Raw genomic sequence first — 22,737 nt, 5'->3', positions numbered from 1 at the left:
ATATTAACTTTCGAGTTCGCGTTTCAGGAATTTGGCAGTCAGACTTTTTTTCGATTTCGCCACGGTTTCGGGTGTTCCTTTCGCTACGATTTCGCCGCCATGTTTACCACCTTCCGGACCAATATCTATAATATGATCTGCCATTTTTATAACGTCCAGATTATGTTCGATAATGATAAATGAATTACCCAGATCTACTAGCTTGTTTATTGCTTCCATCAGAATCTTTACATCCTCAAAGTGGAGGCCTGTGGTCGGTTCATCTAAAATATAAAGCGTATTGCCGGTTTGCCTTTTCGACAGTTCTGCCGCAAGTTTAATTCTCTGCGCCTCACCTCCACTCAGCGTGGTACTTTGCTGGCCTAAAGTGATATAACCTAAACCTACATCCTGCATCGTCTTTACACGCATATAAATTTTGGGGATCGGCTGAAAAAATTCTGTTGCTTCATCAATCGTCATTTCCAGTACATCGGAAATAGATTTTCCTTTGTAGCGAACTTCAAGCGTTTCGCGGTTGAACCGTTTGCCGTTGCAGGTTTCGCAATGCACGTAGACATCAGGAAGAAAATTCATTTCAATCACCTTCAGCCCACCACCCTGACAGGTTTCACAGCGGCCGCCTTTTACATTAAAGGAAAATCTACCCGCCTTATAACCGCGAATTTTTGATTCGGGAAGTTCGGCAAACAGGTTCCGGATATCCGTGAACATTCCCGTATATGTAGTGGGATTTGAGCGCGGTGTGCGACCGATTGGCGTTTGATCCACATCTACAATTTTGTCGATGTTATCAATGCCTTCGATCTTTTTATAGGGTAAAGGTTCCTGCACACTTCTGTAGAAATACCGGTTAAGGATCGGATACAGTGTGCCGTTGATCAGGGATGATTTTCCGCTGCCGGAGAGCCCGGTTACAACCACGAGTTTACCCAACGGAATTTCTACGGTAACATTTTTCAGGTTATTTCCTGTGGCACCTTTCAAAACGATACATTTTCCGCTTCCTTCGCGGCGCTGCGCGGGAACTTCAATACGGCGTTTGCCTGTAATATAATCTGCAGTAATGGTTTCGGCTTTTAACAGTTCGGTTGGCGTACCCTGCCAAAGCACTTCGCCGCCGAATTTCCCTGCACGGGGACCAATATCTAAAACCTCATCAGCTTCCAGAATCATATCTTTATCGTGCTCCACTACAATCACAGAATTGCCTATATCCCGCAAATTTTTCAGCGAACGGATCAGCCGCTCATTGTCCCGCTGGTGCAGGCCGATCGACGGTTCATCTAAAATATAGAGCACATTTACAAGTTGCGAGCCGATTTGTGTCGCGAGGCGGATCCGCTGGGATTCCCCTCCTGAAAGCGTGCGCGAACTGCGGCTCAGACTCAGATACTCCAGTCCTACATCAAGCAGAAACTGGAGCCGGGTTTTAATCTCTTTCAGTATTTCGTGGGCAATTATTTTATTTTTCGGACTGAACTTGTCTTCGATATCAATCAGCCATTCTTTCAGTTCCAATAAAGGCAAAGCGTTGATCTCTGCAATATTTTTACCGTCAATTTTGAAACTTAAACTTGAAGGCTGAAGGCGTGTCCCTTTACATTCGGGGCAGGTCTCTTCAGTTGTAAAATGCCGCTCGAGCAGAATTGCGTCGTAGCTTTCCCTCTCTTCGATCATATCGTTTATGATCGGCACAAGGCCATCGAAACTCACTTTTATCTTTTTGGTTATGCCGGCATATTTCAGATCTTTATTAAATTCCCTGTGGCAGCCATCGTAAATATATTCGAGTGCTTCCTGTGGAATATCTTTAAACGGAGTCGCTAAACCCAAACCAAAGATCTCCAGAATATTTTTGATCTGGCCGAGGATCCATTTGTTTGATTTAAGATCCTCTAAAGGTTTTAAAGCTCCCTGATTGATCGATAGTTTTGGATTCTCTACAAAGTAATCTGTATTTACTTTTTTTACCGTTCCCAAACCTTTACAGTAAGGGCAACTGCCTTTGGGTGAATTAAAGGAAAAGCTGTTGGGCTCCGGCAATGCAAGCGAATGTCCCGTTTCGGCATCCATCAGATTTTTCGAGAAGTATTCAATTTCCGTACTGCCGAGCTTTTGAATCCCGATGAGTCCTTCACCCATTTGAAGTGCCGTTTTCATCGATTTTTCCATGCGGTTTTCGGAAGCGTTTTCGCCCATGATCCAGCGGTCGATCACGATATCGATATCGTGGGTTTTGTAGCGGTCGAGTTTCAGATCATATTCAATATCCTGAAGTTCACCGTCGATCCGTGCCTGACCGTAACCTTTTTTGGCCATCTGTATAAAAAGTTCGTGGTAATGGCCTTTCCGGGAACGGACAACAGGAGCCAGCAGCATGATCTTTTCGGTTTTATAGTTTTCCTTGATGGTTTCCAGGATCTGATCTTCGGTATAACTCACCAGTTTTTTACCGGTCGTTGAGGAATACGCATCGGAAACCCGGGCGAAGAGAAGACGCAGAAAGTCGTACAGTTCTGTCACTGTTCCCACGGTGGAACGTGGATTTTTATTTGTGGTTTTCTGCTCTATAGCGATTACCGGCGAAAGTCCATCGATCTTGTCCACATCCGGCCGCTCCAAGCCGCCGAGGAACTGGCGGGCGTAAGCAGAGAAGGTTTCAATGTAACGCCTTTGTCCTTCGGCAAAAATGGTATCGAAAGCCAGGGATGATTTCCCACTGCCGGAAATACCGGTAATTACCACAAGTTCGTTGCGGGGAATCTTTACGTTAATGTTTTTTAAATTGTGTTCACGGGCGCCGTAAACCTCGATATATTCTTTGGGATCAGTCATAGATAAGTACCGAATTTTGAATTTTCGGAATTTTACAAAAATACGCAATTTTTAAACCAATCTGAAATGGAAAAGACTTTCTGCTTTTAATTAAAGAGTTGAAAATGAGAAAAAGAGTACGCCGATATTTAATCAGTTTTCTTAATGTTGTAGTATTGCGCGACAGATAAAAATACCTCCTAACGGAGTCCTGGAGTTCAGGAAAGAAAACATCAGGGTTTCGGAATGGTTAACCTGGAAATTAATCAAATGGTGGGAATTCTAAAAGAAGATTTATTTTACAGGATCTCTTTCCATAAACACAGTTAACCGCACAAACCGTAAATCGCGCCCCACCCTGAGTGGAAATCCTTTTTTGTGCTTTCATCAGAAAGCACAAAAAAGATTGGGAACGGAGGGTGGAAATGTGCGCCCAAAAAAATCTGATGGCGAAACTTGCGGAAACATTATAAGATATAAAAAAACCACTTACCCGATGATAAGTGGTTGTGGAGGATATCGGGATCGAACCGACCACCTCTTGACTGCCAGTCAAACGCTCTAGCCAGATGAGCTAATCCCCCGTTTTCTAAAATTCCGGATTAAATTCTGGATTTTAGAATTGCAATGTTACGAAAATTTTTGTTTCAGTGAAACAGGTGGCGAAGGATTTTTTTTACAATTAAGATTAGTGGATTGTAATGTATTTAGAAAAATTCAAGATAAAGCGGCGCGTGACCTTGGATCTTTGAGGAAATTTTCCTCATTCATCGGTTAATATGAATGTTATTTCCAGATTAAAAATACAGTTCCCGCGATGATTAATACAGCTCCCACTGCAGTTTTCCACGTTAAAGTTTCGCCCAAAAATACGACGGCGAATATGATTGTTAAAGCCAGGCTGAGTTTGTCGATTCCCGCGACTTTTGAAACTTCGCCCATTTGCAAGGCTTTAAAATAGAAGATCCACGAAAGTCCGGTTGCAAATCCTGAGATGGTGAGAAAAATCCAATTTCGGGAAGATAATTCGCCGATTGATTTATACTCATTCCGAAAGAAAACAATCATCCAAATCATGACTAATACAACAACTGTTCGAATGGCAGTCGCTAAATTTGAATTGACATTTTCTACGCCGACTTTCGCAAAAATCGCGGTTAGTGCCGCAAAAACTGCGGAAAGTAAAGCGTAAATCCACCACATGATTATGAGTAATCAATGATCTTACAGTGCACGACTGTTATTTATACAAAAAATTTAAACACAAAAACGCAGCGATTTAATTCCCTACAACGTGTATTCGTGCCTTTTTTTTGGACGCCAAAGCGTTTGACTCGTCGAATTTTCGATTTCACTTAGCAAAGTTTAAAGATAATCGCTTTTACATCAGACGAAAGGTATTCTTTCAATTTCACTGACTCACTCTTGACAAGGTTAATTCCTGCTTAGCGAAGAAACTCTTCAGTTGTCTGCGTAATCTGTTCGCCCGTTTTCAAATTCTTAACGGTAATTTTTCCTTCAGAAATTTCCTGCTCTCCAAGGAAAACCAGGTTTTTAATACCTTTTCTTTCGGCATACGTAAACTGTTTCTTCAGTTTGGCAGCTTCGGGATAAAGTTCGGCAGAAATTCCTTTCGTACGAAGTTGCGCGATAACCTTCAGCGCTGCCAAAGATTCAGTTTCGCCATAATTTGCAAAAAGATATTCAATGGAAGAGAGCGCTTCCTCCGGGAATAACCCGAGTTCTTCCATCACCAGATAAATTCGGTCGAGACCAAAAGAAATCCCGATTCCCGGAATATTTTTTACGCCGAAAACCTCGGTGAGATTATTGTATCTCCCACCGCCGCCAATGGAACCCATGGCAACGTTTGTGGCTTTGACTTCGAAAATGGCTCCGGTGTAATAGTCCAGACCGCGGGCCAAAGTAACATCAAATTTTAACGATTCAGGTGTAATCCCCAGTTCCAGACAGTTTTTTACTACAAATTCCAGTTCTTCAACTCCTGCAGTTCCGATCTTGTTCCCCAGGAATTTCTCTTTAAGCTGGGTAATATTTTCAAGAGTATTTTTATTCTGTTCAAAAAGGAAATCAAGTTGATCAATCGAGTTCTGCGAAATATTTTTTTCTAATAACTCTTTTACCACACCTTCTTTACCGACCTTATCCAACTTATCCAGTGCAACGGTGAAGTCGACGACCTGATCCGGAATTCCTGCAATCTCAGCCAGGCCGGTAAGGATTTTCCGGTTGTTTAGGTGAAGCGTCACCGGAATGTTCAGATCGGCAAATGATTTCAGATAAAGCTGTATCAACTCCACTTCCTGCCATAAACTTTCGCTTCCTACCACATCGGCATCACACTGATAAAATTCACGGAAGCGCCCTTTCTGCGGGCGGTCAGCACGCCACACAGGCTGAATCTGGTAGCGCTTGAACGGGAAAACCAACTGTCCCTGATTCATGGCGACGTATCTTGCAAATGGCACGGTAAGATCATACCGCAGGGCTTTTTCCGAGATCTGTGTAATCAGTTTCTGCGAGTTTTTAGCGCTCCAGTCCTCATCATTTGTTTTGGAGGCGTAATCGCCGGAATTCAATATTTTAAATATCAGGCGATCTCCTTCCTCACCATATTTGCCGGTCAGCGTCGAGAGATTTTCGAAACTTGGTGTCTCCAAAGGCTGGAAGCCGAAAAGTTCAAAATTTTTCTGTAATATATTGATAATGAATTTCCTGCGGGAAACTTCCTGCGCAGAGAAATCTCGGGTTCCTTTCGCTAAACTGGGCTTCATATTTATAAATGCTTTGATGTACTGAAACTGGGTCCTAAGATTCCGTATCCCGGACAAAACGCAAAAATACGGAATTGTTAAGGATTTGCACCTTAGGTCAGCACAGGTTACAGGGCCGCCTAACCATTTATGAACAGAAAGCTAAATGGCATTCTAGAATTCAGCTGCAAAGTGAATGCATTTAAAATATAAATTTATTGCGATCGATTCGTAGTTGAGCAACTATAACAGTCTTCAAAAACAATAAGTTTAAGATTTGTGCGAGAAATCAGCGGTAACGTGCAAGAATAAAACTACACAGTTTCCAGAATTTCGATAATCTCTTCGCCATAATTTTCGATTTTAAATTTACCAAAACCTTTGATGTCGCGGAGTTCCTCCTTTTTGACCGGTTTATATTTGGCGATGGAGAAAAGCTCTTTATTGGTGGCAATCAAATAAACCGGCAGACTTTTTTCCCGAGCTTTTTCGGTACGCCATAATTTGAGACAGTCGAGGATCTTTATTTCGTCGGAACTCAACTGTTCCTGTTCAGCACTGTATTTTTCGGGTTTACCTTCATTGAACTGGACTTTCAACTCTTCATAATAAAGAATTACCGACCAGTAATTTTCTTCATCTTTTACAAAGGCTGTTTCATATTTCAGAATGCTGTTTTCCTGTAAGAAACGGTCCAGAAGCTTTTGATCTGTGTGAATATATTCTTCTGAAAGACGGATTTTAAAAATTTTTGTTTTCATAATTTGGTGTTTTTATTAACATTAAAAAAAGCAGGCCGACCTGAACTGAAAATACATGCCGGCGCTGCGTTCCGTTATTTGCCGCTCAGGAGTACGAGCTGATCTACCCTGATATCTGTAGAATATCGCTTTATACCTTCCTTATCTTCGTAATTTCGGTATACAATTTTACCTTCTACAGCGATCTCCTTTCCTTTATCCACATATTTCTCCATTATATCTGCAATCTTTCCGTTCGCAGTTAAATTGTGCCATTGTGTTTCCTCCACTTTCTCACCAAGACCATTTGTATAATGGTCGGTGGTTGCCAAACTTACTTTCGCGATTTTTCCGTTTTCGAATTTCACGATTTCGACATCTTTGCCTGTTCTACCGATAAGGGTAACTTTGTTTCTTAGTGACATGACTTTAAATTTTATTATTAAACATTAGAAACGGGTCTCACTGATTTTTCCCCGAATCTCTGCTGCAAAGGTTCATCGGTTTGTAAAATTTAGTCGGTAAAGAATTGTTTAATATCGTTTGTAGTCGTTTGCAACGCTTATATAACTGAAAAACAATTCGTTATTAACGATGGAAGCGCATTTTTAACCGAGATAATTTTAAATAAGATATATTTGTCTTAATTAAATGCCCAAAAATTTGACTGCTTAGAACAATATGGCTAACTTTGTAGAAAATTATATTAAAAATGACAAATTTAAATTTTAAATCAATGTTTTTTGCCCTTGCAGTAAGTGGGGCTGTGTTCACGTCATGTTCAGACAAAAAAGAAACTGTGGTTGCTGCCGATACACCGGAAGCCACTGTGGCTGATGATAGCGCTGCAAAACAGGACACCATTAAAATAACCCTGAACGCAAACGACAAAATGCAGTATGACCAAACAGAACTTAACGTGCAGGAAGGTCAAACCGTAGTGTTAACGCTTAACCATACAGGTACGATGCCTGTGGAAGCAATGGGACACAATTTTACACTGTTGAAACAAGGAACAGACCTGACTAAATTTGAAGAAGAAGCTGCAAAAAATAAAGAGAACGGTTATATCCCAACGGATACCAGTTCAATTATTGCGCATACAGATCTGATCGGCGGTGGACAGTCTACAACTATCACCTTCCCGGCACCGGAAAAAGGTTCTTATGATTTCCTTTGTTCTTTCCCTGGACACTATTCTGTGATGAAAGGAAAATTCAACGTAAACTAATTACAGCATTTATTTGTCCTGCAACAGGATAACAAAATAAAAACGGCGCTCCTGAGAGTGCCGTTTTCGTTTGCCGCTGCTTTTATTTATTTAAAATCTTCGGCAGTCGCTTTGTTCAGTTCATAGGATTTCACATCCAACTGCATGTCCTGGCCCATTTGATTTACTTTAATGGTAAACGGAAACTTTACGCCGTCCACCTCCTTATAATTAGAGAAATAAGTCGGCACCTCAATTTCCTGGCCCTGCATTTTCTGTTTTTTGATCTCGCCCACTTTCAGACCGGTCTTTACATCATAGTAATAAGTCGTGTCGCCGGATTTTACCACATAAGCGTCCGCTCCTTCAATTTTTTCGATGCCGCCCAGCGCAAGATCTTTTGATGAAGCAAAAGCCAGCTCCGGGAAAATATTTTGTTCTTTTGCGTACGCTGCCAGCATTTCCGCGGGCATTTCCATTTTGTTTCCCTGGGTTGTCATAAAACCTTTGGTACCGTCGTAGGTCATTTTCTGCACAACATTACCCATCATAGAAACTTCCATGTTTGCTTTAGCGCCCAGTGCGCGGATGTTTTTAATGCCCAGTTCCATCCCCTGCATTTTCGTAGCAGCAGTACTTGTAACTGAAGTGATTTTGGAAACCTTGTCTTTGCCACCGATGGCAGCCAGATAATTGTCGGCAATGCTTGCCACGGTCACATTCGCGTCTACTTTTTTTACTTCCGGTTTTGAAGTCGGGTTCGCATACGCATCAAAGTACTTTACCGGGTAACCCAACGTAGCGAGCTGATCTGCAAACTGACTGGTTTTTCCGGCCACGAAAATTCTCATATTATTTGGCTTAATGAATTCATCCGAAACCTTTTGTACCTGATCCACTGTCAGCGCGTCTACCGATTTTAAGTAATTGGTATAGAAATCTTTCGGCAGATCCTGAGTAATTAAATTCAAAGCAAAACGTGCAACTGTTTCCGGTTTTTCCAGTGAAAGTATAAATGAGCCTTTCTGTTTTTCTTTGGCGTTGTGTAATTCTTCCGGTTTAATGGTTTTGATGCCTCTAATTTCCGTCATAAACTCTTTGATGGCTTTGTCGGTCACCTCGCCGCGCACATTTGCAGTTCCACCAAAATTAGAATCATATTTAGATGTGTCCAAACTGGTATAAGCTCCGTAAGTAAACCCGTTTTTCTCGCGAAGATTCATATTCACCCGCGTTTCCAGACTGCCGCCACCTAAAATATAATTCGCAGTTGTGGCTGCAAAATATTTGGGGTCCTTCATTTTAAGGTCGTGCAAGTTGCCCAACAGAATAACCGACTGCGCAGCGTTTGGCACATCAACCACATCGATTTCAGTTTGCGCTAAATTGTTGAACTTTTGAAGTGGTTCGAATTTGTAATCAGATTTTTTCCAGTCGGCGAAGGCTTTTTCCATCAGCTTTTTAACCTCAGCATATTTCACGTCGCCAATTACAACCAAATATCCGTTGTTTGGTGCATAGTTCTTTCGGTAAGAATCCTGCACGTCGGCTAAAGTAATGGCGTTCAAGGTTGTCTCGGTTTCAAATTCACCCGGAGCAGAATTTTTTCCGTAGGTCAAAGCATTAAAAACCCGGTTTCCGATGACCTGCGCACTAAGCTCTGTAGATTTTAATCCGGCAATACTTCTTTCCTTGGATTTGCTCAGTTCATCAGCAGAGAATTGCGCATCGGTAATTCCTGCAGCGAACAGATTCAGGATTTCCGGATAATATTTTGAAAGCGTATTCGCGGAAGCGCCGTTAGCCCTGTAATTGATGGACGCACCAAGGAAATCTACTTTTTTATTAAAGTCGTCCTTCGTTATTTTTGATGTTCCGCTGCCTAACAGATCCGCCATAATTCCACTTACACCTGCTTTGCTGCCTTCCACCAGCGGCGCGTGATCAAAGGTCAAAGTCGTGTTTACGCGCGGCAGTTTGTGGTCTTCAACTACCATGACCGTTAAACCGTTTTTAAGTTTAAAGGTTTGGGGAGTGGCAATATTTACCGTGGGCGTTGGGCCCGGCTTCGGCATTTTATTAATGTCGATTGCCTGCGCGCTGATAAAGCCAGAAATAAAAAATACGGCGGCAATACTATATAATGATCTTTTCATGAGTAATTATTTTTTTTCCGGTATATAGTTAATGATTACGCGCTGGTTGCTGTTCAGGTATTTTTTCGCAGCCTCGCGGATTTCTTCACGGGTTATGTTTCTGTAGATCTCAATTTCTTTGTTGATCAGATTGGTATCGCCCTGTAATACATGGTAAGTTGCGAGCGAGCCTGCAATTCCCTGAATGCTGGAGTTCGCGTTTACAAACTGATTTTCGAACTGGTTCTGAAGTTTTGTGAAATCTTCTTCACTGATCAGCGTAGTCTGAAGTTTTTTCACTTCAGCATCAATATCCGCCCGCAGTGTTGCTTCGGTAGTATTTCCCATAGGAATCGCGAAAAATGCGAATACACTGTAATCCTCCTGCCCTAAATTAATGGCCTGAACTTCCAGCGCTTTTTTCTCCTGATCAACCAGTTTTTTGTACAACACAGAAGATTTTCCCGTGCTTAAATACGCAGAAACGAGATCCAGCACTTTGGAGTCGCGGGTCTTGTTGCCGGGCGTCCGGTACGTGTACAGATACGCCGGCAGCTGAATGTTCGGATCGGTGTAAGTCATTACAGTTTCGCTGGTTATCGGATCTTCCTGCGGAAAATTTCTTACGATCGGCGCACCTTTGGGAATACTGCCAAAATAAGTTTCGATCATTTTTTTGGTTTCTGCAGGATCAATGTCTCCCGCCACAACCAATGTAGCATTGTTCGGAATATAATATTTTTTAAAGAATGCTTTGAATTCATCTAAAGTCGCCGAATCCAGATCTTCCATCTCGCCGATGGTTGTACTTTTATACGGATGCTTTTTGAACAGACCCATTTTAATGGCTTTCATAATATTGCCATAAGGTTGGTTGTCTACACGAAGTCTTTTTTCTTCTTTTACCACTTCATTCTGCGTATCTACGCCGATCTGATTGATGACCGGATGTCTTAAGCGCTCAGACTCCATCCACAATCCCAGCTGTAAGTTGTTAGATGGGAAAGTTTCGTAATAATAAGTGCGGTCATCACTGGTATTCGCATTGTTGCTGCCGCCGTTCGCACCCACGATCTTCATCCATTCACCACGTTTTATGTTGGGCGTACCTTCAAAAAGCAGATGTTCGAAAAAGTGGGCAAAGCCGGTTCTGTTCGCAATTTCATCTTTTGCACCCACATGATACATCACCGCGGTCGTAACCACAGGTGCCTTATTGTCCTGATGCAGAATCACATGCATGCCGTTGGGCAGGTCATATTCTTCAAATTTAATTTCCTGAGCCTGTGACAAAACTCCTAAAAGCAGGAGGCCAAAAGCTGAAAAAGATTTTTTTATCATAATTTCTAAAAGTATTTCTGTACGCGATAAGTACGGTAAATGCGCGATAAGTTACAGCGTGCCGAATTTTCAGCAGGTTTTTGCAGCGCGCAGCTCGGTTACATATTTTTAGGCACTCACTGATCAGGAACCTTTCTTTTTTTAAAGTTTTCATCTCTGAGATCTAAATTAAAAACCATTTTAAATGAATATTTTTTGGAATATTTTTCACGTTTGAAATTATCCTAACAATCGAAATTATATTGCACAACCTGAAGTTTTCAGTTATCGGTAACACAACATTTAAAACACAGTGAAACTTACATATTTAAAAAATTATTAACTTTAAGATTCATAAAAAAGTACAGTTATGAAAAACCAGAATTTAATTGAAACTCTAAATGCCTGCATTGCCGCCTGTAATTACTGTGCCAGCGAGTGTTTGCGCGAAGATGACGTAAAAATGATGGCCAACTGCATACGCACAGATATCATCTGCGCAGAAATTTGTGCAACAACGGCAAAATTGCTGGCGATGGATTATTCTTCTGCTGCTGAAATTGTACAGCTATGCCAGAAAATCTGCAGAGAATGCGCCGACGAATGTGCACAACACAACCACGAACACTGTGAAAAATGCGCAGAAGCCTGCAGAAAATGTGAAGAAGCATGCAAAGCTTACGCGGCGTAACGCCACTGTAAAAAAGCAAATCTCCTGGTAAAGCAGGAGATTTTTTAGGTTGGCTTCAGGTTTTCGCAACAGAAACTTTAATTACAAAGCCATGCGAAACTTTCCATTTAAACGGAAGTCGCCGGTACCAGTTTTTTTCAAATATTTCCTCACCGCTGAACCCCGGCCGGAAACTGAACCCGGTCAGGCGCTTCATTAAGTTTTGGCAGCACATACTTCAGGATCCTGTTTCGGCGACCCGTGGTGTCACGCGGTTGCACTGGATACGAGACCACCGCTTCCATCCAGGCATAAGCATTGTTCCGGAAATACACAGACGGTTCCCAATGCCGGTGTTTCTGCATATCCATTCGCGGATATTTATCTTTAAAGTCTTTTCGAGCGGCTTCCAACAGACAGTCTTCTACAAACTGCATGTCGCTGGTGTATGCAATTTGAAGGGCAGTTTCATTCCAGATAAAGGGAACCTGCGGACCGGAATAATTAATGATTTCCTCACGCAGAATCAAGCTGTTTGGGAAACGCACCGTTCGTCCGCTGCGCCGGTCATTTCCCAGGTAATCGCCGGCACATTCCAGAATTGAGGTATCCAGATAATTGATCTCCACCACATCACCCCGGAAATCCTTGATCTGAATTCGGTCGCCTACCAAATATGAACGCCGCAGAATTAAATAAATCCACGCAATAAACGACGAGATCGGCGCCTGAAGCGCAAAACCCAAAACCAGTGATATCAGCCCAAAACTTACAGCCGCGGCATATAAATTTTGAAAAAGAAAAGATGCGGCAACAATCAGACTGAAAACCAGCGCCAAAAACCGCACGATACGCAGGAGGTTGTAGCGGTCTCCCTCCAGATGGTTTTGGCTGTAGATGAGTTTTTCTACAAATTTACTGATGAGGTAGATGATGGCTATAAGAAACAAACTCAAACTTAACTTTCTCAGAAAAGGTACGAGATCGCCCCAAGACCGGAACAGTGGCAGATTTACAAGATAGTAAACGGCGATAAGTAAGATCGCTGCAGCGCTGTATATAAGGATCCATTTCCTGTTATTTTTTTTATCCATAAATTATTTTATTTATTAAAAGTCAGCGCAAAAACCATCTTCTTAAAGCATTTTTAAAGTTATAAAAACTTCGCTGAAAATGTCTCTGGTTGCGTGTGAAAGATCAGTTGCATACCTGAAACCATCCTTATTATACCAATTAACATTCCGAAAATCAACCCCAAATCATTACCTTTGCCGTTTAAAATTTTGCACCGAATGAATGCTTTTATTGAAGAACTGAAATGGCGCGGCCTCTTTGCCGATATGATGCCCGGAACCGATGAACAACTGAATAAAGAGATGACGACTGCCTATATCGGTTTCGATCCCACGGCAGATTCACTGCATATCGGCAGTTTAATTCCTATAAAAGTTCTGGCACATTATCAGCAGCACGGCCATAAACCTATCGCCTTGGTTGGAGGTGCAACCGGTATGATCGGAGACCCTTCCGGAAAATCCAATGAAAGAAACGCACTGGACGAGAAAACGCTGAACCATTATGTGGACTGCTTAAAAAGCCAGTTATCCAGGTTTTTAAACTTCGATGGTACTGAAGAAAACAGCGCAGAACTGGTGAACAATTACGACTGGATGAAAGAAATTTCTTTCCTGGATTTCATTCGCGATACCGGAAAACACATTACCGTAAATTATATGATGGCCAAGGATTCTGTAAAAAAAAGAATCACCGGCGAAGGCGGCGCGGAAGGCATGAGCTTTACCGAATTTTCTTATCAGTTGCTGCAGGGTTATGATTTCTTACATCTTTATAAAACAAAAAATATAAAACTGCAGATGGGCGGCTCCGATCAGTGGGGAAATATTACCACAGGAACAGAACTCATCAGAAGAAAAGTGCAGGGTGAAGCTTTTGCGTTAACCGTTCCGCTAATCACAAAAGCCGACGGCTCCAAGTTTGGGAAATCAGAAGCCGGCGAAAATTACTGGCTTGATGCGAAGCGTACTTCTCCCTATAAATTCTACCAGTTCTGGGTTAATGCTACTGATGAAGATGCCGAGCGGTTTATAAAGTTCTACACTTTTCTCAGCAAAGAAGAAATTGAAGCACTTATTGATGAGCATAAAACCGCACCGCACGAAAGAAAATTACAAAAGAAACTCGCAGAAGAGGTTACTGTTTGGGTTCACAACCGCGAAGAATATGAAAAAGCGGTGAAAGCTTCGGAAATTCTTTTCGGGCGGTCGACTGCAGAAGATTTAGTGAGTCTGGATGAGGCTACCTTCTTAGAAGTTTTCGATGGTGTGCCACAAAAAGAGCTGTCGAAGTCTGAGGTGCTGGGAAGTAATGTGATCGATCTGATTTCCGAAAAATCGGGTTTCCTGAAATCAAAAGGTGAAGCTAAACGGGATTTGGTGAGCAATGCAATTTCCATTAATAAAGAAAAAGTAAGCGAAACTTTCGAAGTAACAGAAAAATATTTGATCGACGGTAAATTTTTATTACTTCAGAAAGGCAAGAAAAACTATTTTATTGTAAAAGCGGTTTAATGATTTCCAGTTGCAGCATGACCGGTTTTTATCTCTAAAGTATTATGTTTTACGAAGTTAAAAAATTCCCAAATAAGATATTAGGCACCAAAAATCAATTATCTTTACATAAATCAAAATTTAATGGCAATCATATTATTTATCATAGTCCTGTGGTATTCAGGGCTGTTTTTTCAAACTTTCTTTCTGCACCGTTACGCCGCGCATCAATCCTTTAAAATGTCGAAATTTGGCGAAAAACTTTGCTTTGTTCTCACCTGGGTGACTCAGGGATCCAATTACCTTTCAGCTTACGGCTATGGCGTAATGCACCGTATGCACCACGCTTTTGCGGATACCGAAAAAGATCCTCATTCACCGAAATACGACGACAATTTATTCTCGATGATGTGGCGGACAAAGAAAATATATGCCGACATTAACAGTCAGAAAGCCATCATCGAAGAAAAATTTACCAAGAATGTACCACAATGGGAAGGTTTCGACAGGTTCGCCAGTTCATGGTTTTCGCGGATTGGCTGGGCAATCGCTTACACCGCTTTTTTCTATTTCTTTGCAACAGCGTGGTGGCAATGGCTTTTACTGCCCGTTGCCTATATGATGGCGCCAATTCACGGCGTGATCATCAACTGGTTTGCGCATATTTACGGGTACACCAATTTTAAAGTTTCCGATACGTCTAAAAACCTTTTCAGATTCGACTGGCTGATGATGGGTGAAGCGTACCACAACAATCACCACAAACACGGTGGCCGCGCAAACTTCGGTGGTGTAAGATGGCACGAGATCGATGTGACTTACTACATCATGATCGTATTGGATAAAATGAAACTCATTAAACTGAAACCGATAGAAGTCGTCCGCAGGGATCACTAATCAAAAACCGCCCGTCTTACCAGGATGAGGTGGATTTTTGTTTTAATGCCTGATGATTTTCTGTAAAAACGGAATTAGCTTTTACAGTAGAGCTAAAAAAAAAGCATCTTACAAAAGCGGTCCCAAAACTTCTGAAGCCTGTATTAAAACTTTATCTTTGTCTTATGGATTTAAAATACCTCGTGCGCGAACCCGCAACAATCACCGAAAAAACGCCGCTTTTAATTTTGCTTCACGGCTATGGCAGCAACGAAAATGACCTTTTCAGTTTTGCGCCCACACTGCCGGAGGATTGGCTCATCGTGAGTTTCCGCGCACCCTTCAACACTGCTTACGAAGGATTTTCGTGGTATGACATCGATCTGGTGAACGTGGAAAACCGTATAGATTTGCCGCAAGCCAGGAAATCACTGGATATGATTCTGGAGAATATAATGAAAATCACCAATCTTTACGGTCTCACTGAAAACAAGACGCATATTGCCGGCTTTTCACAGGGCGGAATTCTGAGTTATGCGCTGGCGCTCCAGAACCCGCAGTTGTTTTCGAAGGTAGCCTGCCTAAGCTGTTATTTGGAAGAAAAACTTGTGGATCCTGTGGTGAAAGACAAGAAGAAACTGGAACACCTGCGATTTTTCGTTTCACACGGCACCGACGATGCTGTAATTCCTGTGGAATGGGCCAGAAAGGCTGCAGAGATACTTTATGACCTGAGTTGCTATTTCAGTTTCAGGGAATATATGAGCGGGCACGGTGTGAATCAGAAAAACTATATGGACCTGATGGAATTCTTTAAAAAATAATTACCGTTAATGTGTAAGCTGAATACATTAAAAAGAAAAACGAAAAAATTTTTCCTGCCCGCTTTGCTGGTTTCTGTACAGATCACGGCGCAAATCACGCTTAAAGTAAGAAACATTCCCACCGGCACGCCTGATAAAGCCACTATTTTTGTCGCCGGAAATTTTAATGGCTGGAATCCCGGTTCTACGGCGATGAAGAAAGATAGCCACGGCAATTACACTTATACTGTTCCTGAAAGTTCCGGCACGCTGGAATATAAATTTACGCGGGGAACCTGGGCTTCGGTAGAAACCGACTCGACTTCCGGTGAAATGAAAAACCGGACCGCCCACTTCACAGGGAAACCCCAAACCCTCAATTCGAATATTCTTTCCTGGAAAGATTTTGCGAGTGTACCAAGCCGCGGGACAGCTGCGTCAAATGTGCATGTGATGAGCGAAAATTTCGCGGTACCACAGCTTAATACAACCCGTAAGATCTGGATTTACCTGCCTCCGGATTACGATACGGGCGCCAAGAATTATCCTGTACTTTATATGCACGACGGTCAAAATCTCTTTGATGAAGCAACTGCTTTTGCCGGCGAATGGCAGGTAGATGAAACATTGAATACACTTTTTACACAGGGTGACTATGGCGCGATTGTCATCGGGATCGATAATGGGGGCACCAGCAGGATTGACGAGTATACACCGTGGAATAATCCCAAATATGGCGGCGGCAAAGGTGATCTGTACATGCAGTTCATCTGTGAAACTTTAAAACCTTACGTCGATGCGCATTACCGCACTAAACCTGAAAAGGAGTTCAACGCTTTGATCGGAAGTTCTTTGGGCGCTTTAATTTCAACATACGGCGGCATAAAATATAGCGGCACTTTTTCTAAGATCGGTGCTTTCAGTCCTGCTTACTGGATTGTTGGCACTCAACTCAACAGTTATATTGAAAAATCTGCGGCGAATCTGTCTGCGATGCGGATTTACTTTGTGGCCGGTTCAGCCGAAAGCGCTACAATGCCTGCTGATATCGAAGCTGTGAAGTTACGGCTGCAGGCAAAAGGCTTAACTACGGAAAACACATTCCTAAAACTGGATCCTTACGGCAAACACAATGAAAATTACTGGCAAGGCGAATTTGCTGCGGCATACCGGTGGCTTTTTCAAAACACTTCATTTGAAAACGCACACGTTGAGAAAAGTAAGAGGTGATACATGGCAAATTCAATCCCGAATCTTACTTAAAATATTTCTCATGTGACAGTCGCCCTTAATTATTCCTTCCGTTTTATGGTTCGATCACGGTCGTATTTTTGACTTCTTTGATCATAAAAGAACTTTGCGTACTCGCAATATGCTGCAGGTTAGTGAGCTTATTTACCATAAATTCACGGTACTCTGTAATGTCGCCAACGCAGATTTTCAAAATGTAATCGTAGTCGCCGGACACATGAAAACATTCCAGAACTTCCGGGAACTGGGTAATTTCCTTTTCGAATTGAGTAATATACTCTTTCCTGTGCTGCACCAGCTTCACCTGCGATAAAACAATAAAGTTTTTTGCGAGTTTATCTTTGTCAACCAGTGCCACATATTTTTCAATGACATGCTGCTTCTCAAGTTTTTTAACACGTTCAAAAACTGCAGTTACCGAAAGATCGAGTTCACCGGCGAGTTCTTTGGTGGTTTTTTTGGCATTGGTCTGGAGTAAAACAAGCAGTTTTTTATCTTTCGCGTCAAGCATTTGGGAATTTTTTTCGCCGGTAAAGCATTAGATTATTCAAATATAGATTTTTATTCTTTAAAAATAAATCTGCACCGTTTTAAAATCTAAAAATTACAGGTACCGTTGTTTCTTAATCTTAAAAGAGTGATTTTTAACAAAACAAAAAATTAAATCATGGAAAATTTCGATGCGGCAAACAACATTCAGGACCTGCAGTATTTTGGTGAATTTGGCGGTGTAAACCCTTCAATTTCCGACAGTTCAACCTACACTTTTCTTTCAGCAAAAACCATGTTCGACACATTTGAAGGCAATACTGAAGGCTGTTATCTGTATTCCAGGCATTCCTCTCCCAGCAATCTGTATCTTGGTGAAGCTCTGGCTCAGATGGAAGGTACCGAAAGTGCGAATGTCACTGCCTCGGGTATGGGTGCGATCACTTCTACCCTTTTGCAGCTGTGCAAAAGTGGCGATCACATCATTTCCAGCCGTACCATTTACGGCGGTACTTATGCTTTTATGAAAAACTTTCTGCCCGGCTTTCAGATAAAAACTTCATTCGTAGATATTACTGATCTCTCAGCAGTAGAAAACGCCATTAACGAAAACACCAAAGTGCTGTTCTGCGAAACCGTGAGTAACCCGCTGCTGGAGATCGCTGACCTGCGGGAGTTGGCAAAGATTGCCAAAAAACACAATCTCAGACTTGTTGTAGATAATACTTTTTCGCCGCTTTCAGTTTCGCCCCAGACTTTGGGTACCGACATCACGATCCACAGTTTAACAAAATTCATCAATGGCAGCAGCGATGCGGTAGCAGGCGTGGTTTGCGCTTCCTCGGATTTTGTTAATGACTTAAAGGATGTGAATTCCGGTGCGTGCATGCTGTTGGGACCGACCATGGACAGTTTCCGTGCGGCGAGTATACTGAAGAATCTTCGCACACTGCATATCAGAATGAAAAAACACAGTGAAAATGCACAGTATCTTGCTGAAAGATTTGAAGAAGATGGCCTGACCGTGAAATATCCGGGGCTGAAAAGTCATAAACAACATGAACTGTTCAAAACCATGATGAATGCTGAGTACGGTTTTGGTGGCTTAATGACTTTGGATGTGAAAACCGTGGAAAAAGCCAACGAACTGATGGAATTGATGCAGAAAGAAAACCTGGGCTATCTGGCGGTGAGTCTGGGATTTTACAAAACTTTATTCTCAGCTTCGGGAAGTTCCACTTCCTCGGAAATCCCCGAAGATGAACAGAAAGAAATGGGACTGTCGCCCGGCTTGATCAGAATGTCTGTCGGTTTGGATCATGACATTAAAAGAACTTATGAAAAAATGAAGTGGTGTATGCAGCAGGTCAACATCCTTTAAAATATTTCCGATCAAATAATTGTAAAAAAAAGACCTCATCGCAAGGTCTTTTTTTTATGCTACTGCCAGTGTTCAAATTAAAGTGAGTTCAAACTGCTTGTCGATTGATACCTGCAAATGCAAATTAGTTTTAAAGGAACATTACACTTTTCGTTTTCGGCTATCGGTTTATTTCTAAAATTTTCGGTCGTAACTGTTAGGGTGCTTTTGCTGAATTTCCTGTATCGTTCCCAACACTTTGTCTTTCAATGAATCCTGATACAATCCCAGCTTAGCCGAAATACTTTGATCGGAAGTCCCCAAAATTTTCGCCGCCAAAATTCCTGCATTCGCAGCACCGTTCAGCGCAACCGTTGCCACCGGAATCCCAGCCGGCATCTGCAAAATCGACAACACAGAATCCCAACCATCAATGGAATTTGACGACAGGAGCGGCACACCGATCACAGGCAATGTGGTACAGCTCGCAACCATTCCCGGCAGATGAGCAGCACCGCCCGCACCGGCAATTATTACTTTCAAACCGCGTGCTTTAGCGGTTTTTGCATAATCAAACATACGTTCCGGTGTTCTGTGCGCGGAAACTACGGTGAGTTCGAAAGGAATGTCGAGGGATTTCAAAAAATCTGCCGCCTGCTCCATTATTGGCAGATCGCTCTGGCTGCCCATTATTATTCCGACCATTGATTAAAATTTAAGGTTTTTATGCGGGCTCAAAGTTAGGGAAAATTGAAATTAAATTAAGTTTCCCGTTAATGTGGTTTTAGCGAGTTACTCACCGCCTGGCCAACCCAAAATCCGGTGCTGAAGCAGGCCTGCAACAGATAGCCGCCGGTTGGCGCTTCCCAGTCCAGCATTTCGCCCGCGCAAAACACATTTCGATATTTTCTAAGTTCAAGTTCGTGCGTAAGTTCACAAAACGACACACCGCCAGCGGTAGAAATAACCTCATCGATTGGTCTGAAACTCAGGATCTCAACGGGAAATTTTTTGATCAGTCTGGCCAGAATTTCAACATTGGTATAAGTTTCTTTATCTAAAGTCTTTAAAAGATTTAGAGCAGTTGTCGAAATTTTCAGCTGTTTTTTTAAAACCGCACTTATTCTGTCGGAAGATTTTAAATAACCCAGGATTTCTGCTTCGCTTAGGTTCGGCTTTAAGTCGATATAAAGTGTCAGCGGAAACTCAAACGGCCTGGTGAAACGGTTCAGATAATAGACGGGACTTCCTTCGATCCCATATTTTGTAAAAACGAGTTCACCATTTTTGGTATGTTCCTGAAAGGTCAGCCGTATATTTTTCAGATACTGTCCTTGCAGAGTCGTAAATTTAAAATGCGTATTGTATCCTGAATTTGCCGGCTCCAGCGGTTTTAGACCAATATTTTTTTTACTTAAGATTTCCATCCATTTCGCATCGGAACCGGTTTTTTTCCAGGAACCGCCGCCGAGCGCAAGAATTAGTTTCGAATATTTGACTGCTGTCTGCTGCTGATTATTTTCAAAATAGATTTCAGCGTCATTAAAATCAACAAAAACGTGACTGTAATGAATGGTGACTCCGAGCATCTCTAAGCGCTCCAGCCAGGCTTTCAGAACCTGGATCGGTTTAAAGTTTCTGGTCGGGAAGATTTTGCCTGAACTTCCGGTGTATGTAGTAATTCCCAGGTCAGCCAGCCAATCTATGACTTTTTGGTTATTAAAACATTCGACGATATTCCGGATTTCTTCAGCATCGTATTTCTCCAGAAAAGTGCCGATTTGTTCGCTGTGGGTCAGGTTAAAACCGCCGTTTCCTGCCACGAGAAATTTCCGCGCTGCAGCTTTGTTTTGTTCGTAAACGTGAACTTTATGACCGTTTTCGGCCAAGATCTGCGCAGCCATTAAGCCTGCAGGACCGGCGCCCACGATCACGATTTCATTTTCAGTCATGCTGCAAAAATAGGATTTTGTTTGTCGTCAAGCTGCAGGTTTTCAACTATAGATCCCAACTCTTGAAGGGTTTAAGCGTGAGGTTCGAGTTATAATATTTTCCCTCACCTGTCACTTCGCGCCCGACAAAACCGGGGATCCCAAAATCTTCATCTTCGCTTTCTAGTTCTATTTCTGCGATGATGAGTCCCTGGTTATCGCCGAGAAACTCATCAACTTCCCAAAGTTTTCCCCCAAAAGATATTTTGTAGCGTATTTTCGAAAGTTCAGACACCGCGAACTGATCCAGAAGTTCCTGCGCCTCGGTCACCGGAATTTCATACTCGAACTCGGATCGGGTGGCACCCGTGGAAATTCCTTTAATTGTCAGAAAACCTTTATCGGCGGTCTTTCGCACGCGAATGGTTTTCTGTGGGTCGGTCAGCAGATATCCCTGGCGAAAATGTTCGCCTGTGCTTTTCTCTATCTTGTTCCACTTTTCCCGATCGACCAGGAATTTTCTTTCAATCTCTAATGGCATATTTTGGTATTTAAAAAACACCGTGAAAACTCTAAAAAATATTCACGGATCATGTTTTATTATTTATCTAATATAAGTTTTAGTATTCTTACAAATGTGATCGCAGTCTAAAAATTTGCAGCCTTTTTTCATACCGCTCACTACTTTTTTTTCAAAGGACTTTAGCTGAAATCTTTTTTCGCTTTTACGCTATCTTTGTACCATGCAAACTTTGGATATTCTCATCATCGGCGCAGGACCGATCGGTTTAAACTGCGCGCTGGAAGCCGAAAAAAATAAACTCAGTTATCTGGTCATCGAAAAAGGGACGATCGTTAATTCGCTTTACAGCTATCCCTTATATATGCGCTTTTTTTCAACCGCAGAAAAACTGGAGATCGCCGAAATTCCATTTATATCTACCGCGCCAAAACCGGGCCGGCAGGAAGCCCTGGAGTATTATCAGGGAATTGCCAGACAGAAAAACCTGAACATCAAGCTGTACGAAAAAGTATTAAAGGTCAGAAAAAACGCAGACGGCGCTTTTCTTGTTGGAACCACAAAAGGCAACTATACCGCCAAAAATGTGATCATTTCTACAGGATTCTATGACATCCCGAATATCATGAATATTCCCGGCGAAGATCTGCCGAAAGTCAGACATTATTACACTGAGCCCTATCCTTATGCCAAACAAAAAGTCGTGGTTGTGGGTTCCAGCAATTCGGCGGTAGATGCGGCGCTGGAAACTTACAGGAAAGGCGCACAGGTCACCATGATCATCCGTCATGCAGAAATCTCAAAAAGCGTAAAATACTGGGTGAAGCCCGACATAGAAAACCGAATTGCAGAAGGAAATATCACCGCATATTTTAATTCTGAATTAATGGAAATCGGCGAAAATTCGGTTACCTTTAAAAACGAAAAAGGTCAGATCGCGGAAATTGAAAATGATTTTGTCCTGGCCATGACCGGTTATCTGCCCGATTTTGATTTCCTGAAAGACAGCGGCATTATATTACAGGGCGAATGCCTGAATCCCTTCTACAACCCCGGAACTATGGAAACAAATGTGCCGAATCTGTATTTGGCAGGCGTGGTGTGCGGCGGGAAAGACACACACCTTTGGTTTATTGAAAACTCGCGGATCCATGCGGAAATAATTGTTTCAAACATCTTGCGGAACGCGTAGAAATTTCCGGTGGTTTAGCAACCACAAAAAATCATTTACGAAATTAAATTTCCTTTGAAGGTGAGATTACACGGGGCTAAAC

Annotated in this window: 20 protein-coding genes and 1 tRNA gene; 8 read left to right on the top strand and 13 right to left on the bottom strand. The window is 42.2% G+C overall.

What is annotated here, in order from left to right; translation table 11 throughout:
* Window positions 1–3 precede the first annotated feature (3 nt).
* From uvrA to H562_RS0108775, 6 genes are all read right to left on the bottom strand, one after another.
* Window positions 4–2,838, bottom strand: coding sequence for an excinuclease ABC subunit UvrA (uvrA, locus tag H562_RS0108800; protein WP_027377167.1), 2,835 nt, complete (start codon window positions 2,836–2,838; stop codon window positions 4–6).
* Between the two features lie 489 nt (window positions 2,839–3,327).
* A tRNA-Ala gene (locus H562_RS0108795) sits at window positions 3,328–3,401 on the bottom strand.
* 202 nt (window positions 3,402–3,603) lie between these two features.
* Window positions 3,604–4,020: an EamA family transporter gene (locus H562_RS0108790; protein ID WP_027377166.1), complete on the bottom strand. Its 417-nt coding sequence runs from the start codon at window positions 4,018–4,020 to the stop codon at window positions 3,604–3,606.
* A 242-nt stretch (window positions 4,021–4,262) separates the two neighbouring features.
* On the bottom strand, window positions 4,263–5,612 hold the full coding sequence (hisS, locus tag H562_RS0108785) for a histidine--tRNA ligase (protein ID WP_027377165.1): 1,350 nt from the start codon (window positions 5,610–5,612) through the stop codon (window positions 4,263–4,265).
* 293 nt (window positions 5,613–5,905) lie between these two features.
* A complete protein-coding gene (locus H562_RS0108780; RefSeq protein ID WP_027377164.1) occupies window positions 5,906–6,352 on the bottom strand; it encodes an HRDC domain-containing protein in 447 nt (148 codons plus the stop codon).
* Window positions 6,353–6,426: 74 nt separating this feature from the next.
* A complete protein-coding gene (locus H562_RS0108775) occupies window positions 6,427–6,756 on the bottom strand; it encodes a single-stranded DNA-binding protein (RefSeq protein ID WP_027377163.1) in 330 nt (109 codons plus the stop codon).
* A 287-nt stretch (window positions 6,757–7,043) separates the two neighbouring features.
* On the opposite strand from H562_RS0108775, the gene azu reads away from it, so the two are divergent.
* Window positions 7,044–7,562, top strand: coding sequence for an azurin (azu, locus tag H562_RS0108770; protein ID WP_027377162.1), 519 nt, complete (start codon window positions 7,044–7,046; stop codon window positions 7,560–7,562).
* Between the two features lie 86 nt (window positions 7,563–7,648).
* Here the strand turns inward: azu and H562_RS0108765 are convergent, their stop codons facing one another.
* Window positions 7,649–9,697 (bottom strand): M16 family metallopeptidase, encoded by a 2,049-nt coding sequence (locus tag H562_RS0108765; RefSeq protein ID WP_027377161.1) that lies wholly within the window; start codon window positions 9,695–9,697, stop codon window positions 7,649–7,651.
* A gap of 6 nt (window positions 9,698–9,703) precedes the next feature.
* The gene (locus H562_RS0108760) at window positions 9,704–11,017 is read right to left on the bottom strand and encodes a M16 family metallopeptidase (RefSeq protein ID WP_027377160.1); all 1,314 of its coding nucleotides are present in this window, start codon (window positions 11,015–11,017) and stop codon (window positions 9,704–9,706) included.
* Window positions 11,018–11,366: 349 nt separating this feature from the next.
* Here H562_RS0108760 and H562_RS0108755 point away from each other — a divergent pair, with 349 nt between their 5' ends.
* Window positions 11,367–11,687, top strand: a complete 321-nt coding sequence (locus tag H562_RS0108755) for a four-helix bundle copper-binding protein (RefSeq protein WP_027377159.1) — start codon at window positions 11,367–11,369, stop codon at window positions 11,685–11,687.
* Window positions 11,688–11,836: 149 nt separating this feature from the next.
* Here the strand turns inward: H562_RS0108755 and H562_RS0108750 are convergent, their stop codons facing one another.
* Window positions 11,837–12,760, bottom strand: a complete 924-nt coding sequence (locus H562_RS0108750; RefSeq protein WP_027377158.1) for a mechanosensitive ion channel family protein — start codon at window positions 12,758–12,760, stop codon at window positions 11,837–11,839.
* A 198-nt stretch (window positions 12,761–12,958) separates the two neighbouring features.
* On the opposite strand from H562_RS0108750, the gene tyrS reads away from it, so the two are divergent.
* The 4 genes from tyrS (at window position 12,959) to H562_RS14900 (ending at window position 17,142) form a co-directional block, all read left to right on the top strand.
* Window positions 12,959–14,254, top strand: a complete 1,296-nt coding sequence (gene tyrS, locus H562_RS0108745) for a tyrosine--tRNA ligase (protein WP_027377157.1) — start codon at window positions 12,959–12,961, stop codon at window positions 14,252–14,254.
* Window positions 14,255–14,377: 123 nt separating this feature from the next.
* Window positions 14,378–15,130 carry an acyl-CoA desaturase gene (locus H562_RS0108740; RefSeq protein ID WP_027377156.1) on the top strand — a complete coding sequence of 251 codons (753 nt, stop codon included), beginning with the start codon at window positions 14,378–14,380 and terminating at the stop codon, window positions 15,128–15,130.
* A 164-nt stretch (window positions 15,131–15,294) separates the two neighbouring features.
* Window positions 15,295–15,933 (top strand): alpha/beta hydrolase, encoded by a 639-nt coding sequence (locus H562_RS0108735; protein WP_027377155.1) that lies wholly within the window; start codon window positions 15,295–15,297, stop codon window positions 15,931–15,933.
* Window positions 15,934–15,942: 9 nt separating this feature from the next.
* Window positions 15,943–17,142 carry an alpha/beta hydrolase-fold protein gene (locus H562_RS14900; RefSeq protein ID WP_051190455.1) on the top strand — a complete coding sequence of 400 codons (1,200 nt, stop codon included), beginning with the start codon at window positions 15,943–15,945 and terminating at the stop codon, window positions 17,140–17,142.
* 76 nt (window positions 17,143–17,218) lie between these two features.
* On the opposite strand, the gene H562_RS0108725 is transcribed toward H562_RS14900, so the two are convergent.
* Window positions 17,219–17,674, bottom strand: coding sequence for an Lrp/AsnC family transcriptional regulator (locus H562_RS0108725; RefSeq protein WP_027377154.1), 456 nt, complete (start codon window positions 17,672–17,674; stop codon window positions 17,219–17,221).
* 156 nt (window positions 17,675–17,830) lie between these two features.
* On the opposite strand from H562_RS0108725, the gene H562_RS0108715 reads away from it, so the two are divergent.
* Window positions 17,831–19,033: an aminotransferase class I/II-fold pyridoxal phosphate-dependent enzyme gene (locus tag H562_RS0108715; protein ID WP_027377153.1), complete on the top strand. Its 1,203-nt coding sequence runs from the start codon at window positions 17,831–17,833 to the stop codon at window positions 19,031–19,033.
* A 174-nt stretch (window positions 19,034–19,207) separates the two neighbouring features.
* Here H562_RS0108715 and purE read toward each other — a convergent pair whose 3' ends face one another.
* The 3 genes from purE to H562_RS0108700 form a co-directional block, all read right to left on the bottom strand.
* Window positions 19,208–19,717, bottom strand: coding sequence for a 5-(carboxyamino)imidazole ribonucleotide mutase (gene purE / locus H562_RS0108710; RefSeq protein WP_027377152.1), 510 nt, complete (start codon window positions 19,715–19,717; stop codon window positions 19,208–19,210).
* 68 nt (window positions 19,718–19,785) lie between these two features.
* On the bottom strand, window positions 19,786–20,964 hold the full coding sequence (locus tag H562_RS0108705) for a BaiN/RdsA family NAD(P)/FAD-dependent oxidoreductase (protein ID WP_027377151.1): 1,179 nt from the start codon (window positions 20,962–20,964) through the stop codon (window positions 19,786–19,788).
* A gap of 46 nt (window positions 20,965–21,010) precedes the next feature.
* Entirely contained in the window at window positions 21,011–21,484 is a 474-nt protein-coding gene (locus tag H562_RS0108700; RefSeq protein WP_027377150.1) for a CYTH domain-containing protein, read from the bottom strand.
* A 202-nt stretch (window positions 21,485–21,686) separates the two neighbouring features.
* On the opposite strand from H562_RS0108700, the gene H562_RS0108695 reads away from it, so the two are divergent.
* A complete protein-coding gene (locus H562_RS0108695) occupies window positions 21,687–22,655 on the top strand; it encodes a YpdA family putative bacillithiol disulfide reductase (RefSeq protein ID WP_027377149.1) in 969 nt (322 codons plus the stop codon).
* Window positions 22,656–22,737: the final 82 nt, after the last annotated feature.

It is taken from the genome of Kaistella palustris DSM 21579, from assembly GCF_000422265.1.
GTDB lineage: Bacteria > Bacteroidota > Bacteroidia > Flavobacteriales > Weeksellaceae > Kaistella > Kaistella palustris.
The sequence above is the reverse complement of the archived record's forward strand: the minus strand, read 5'-3'. Positions and strand labels throughout refer to the sequence as shown.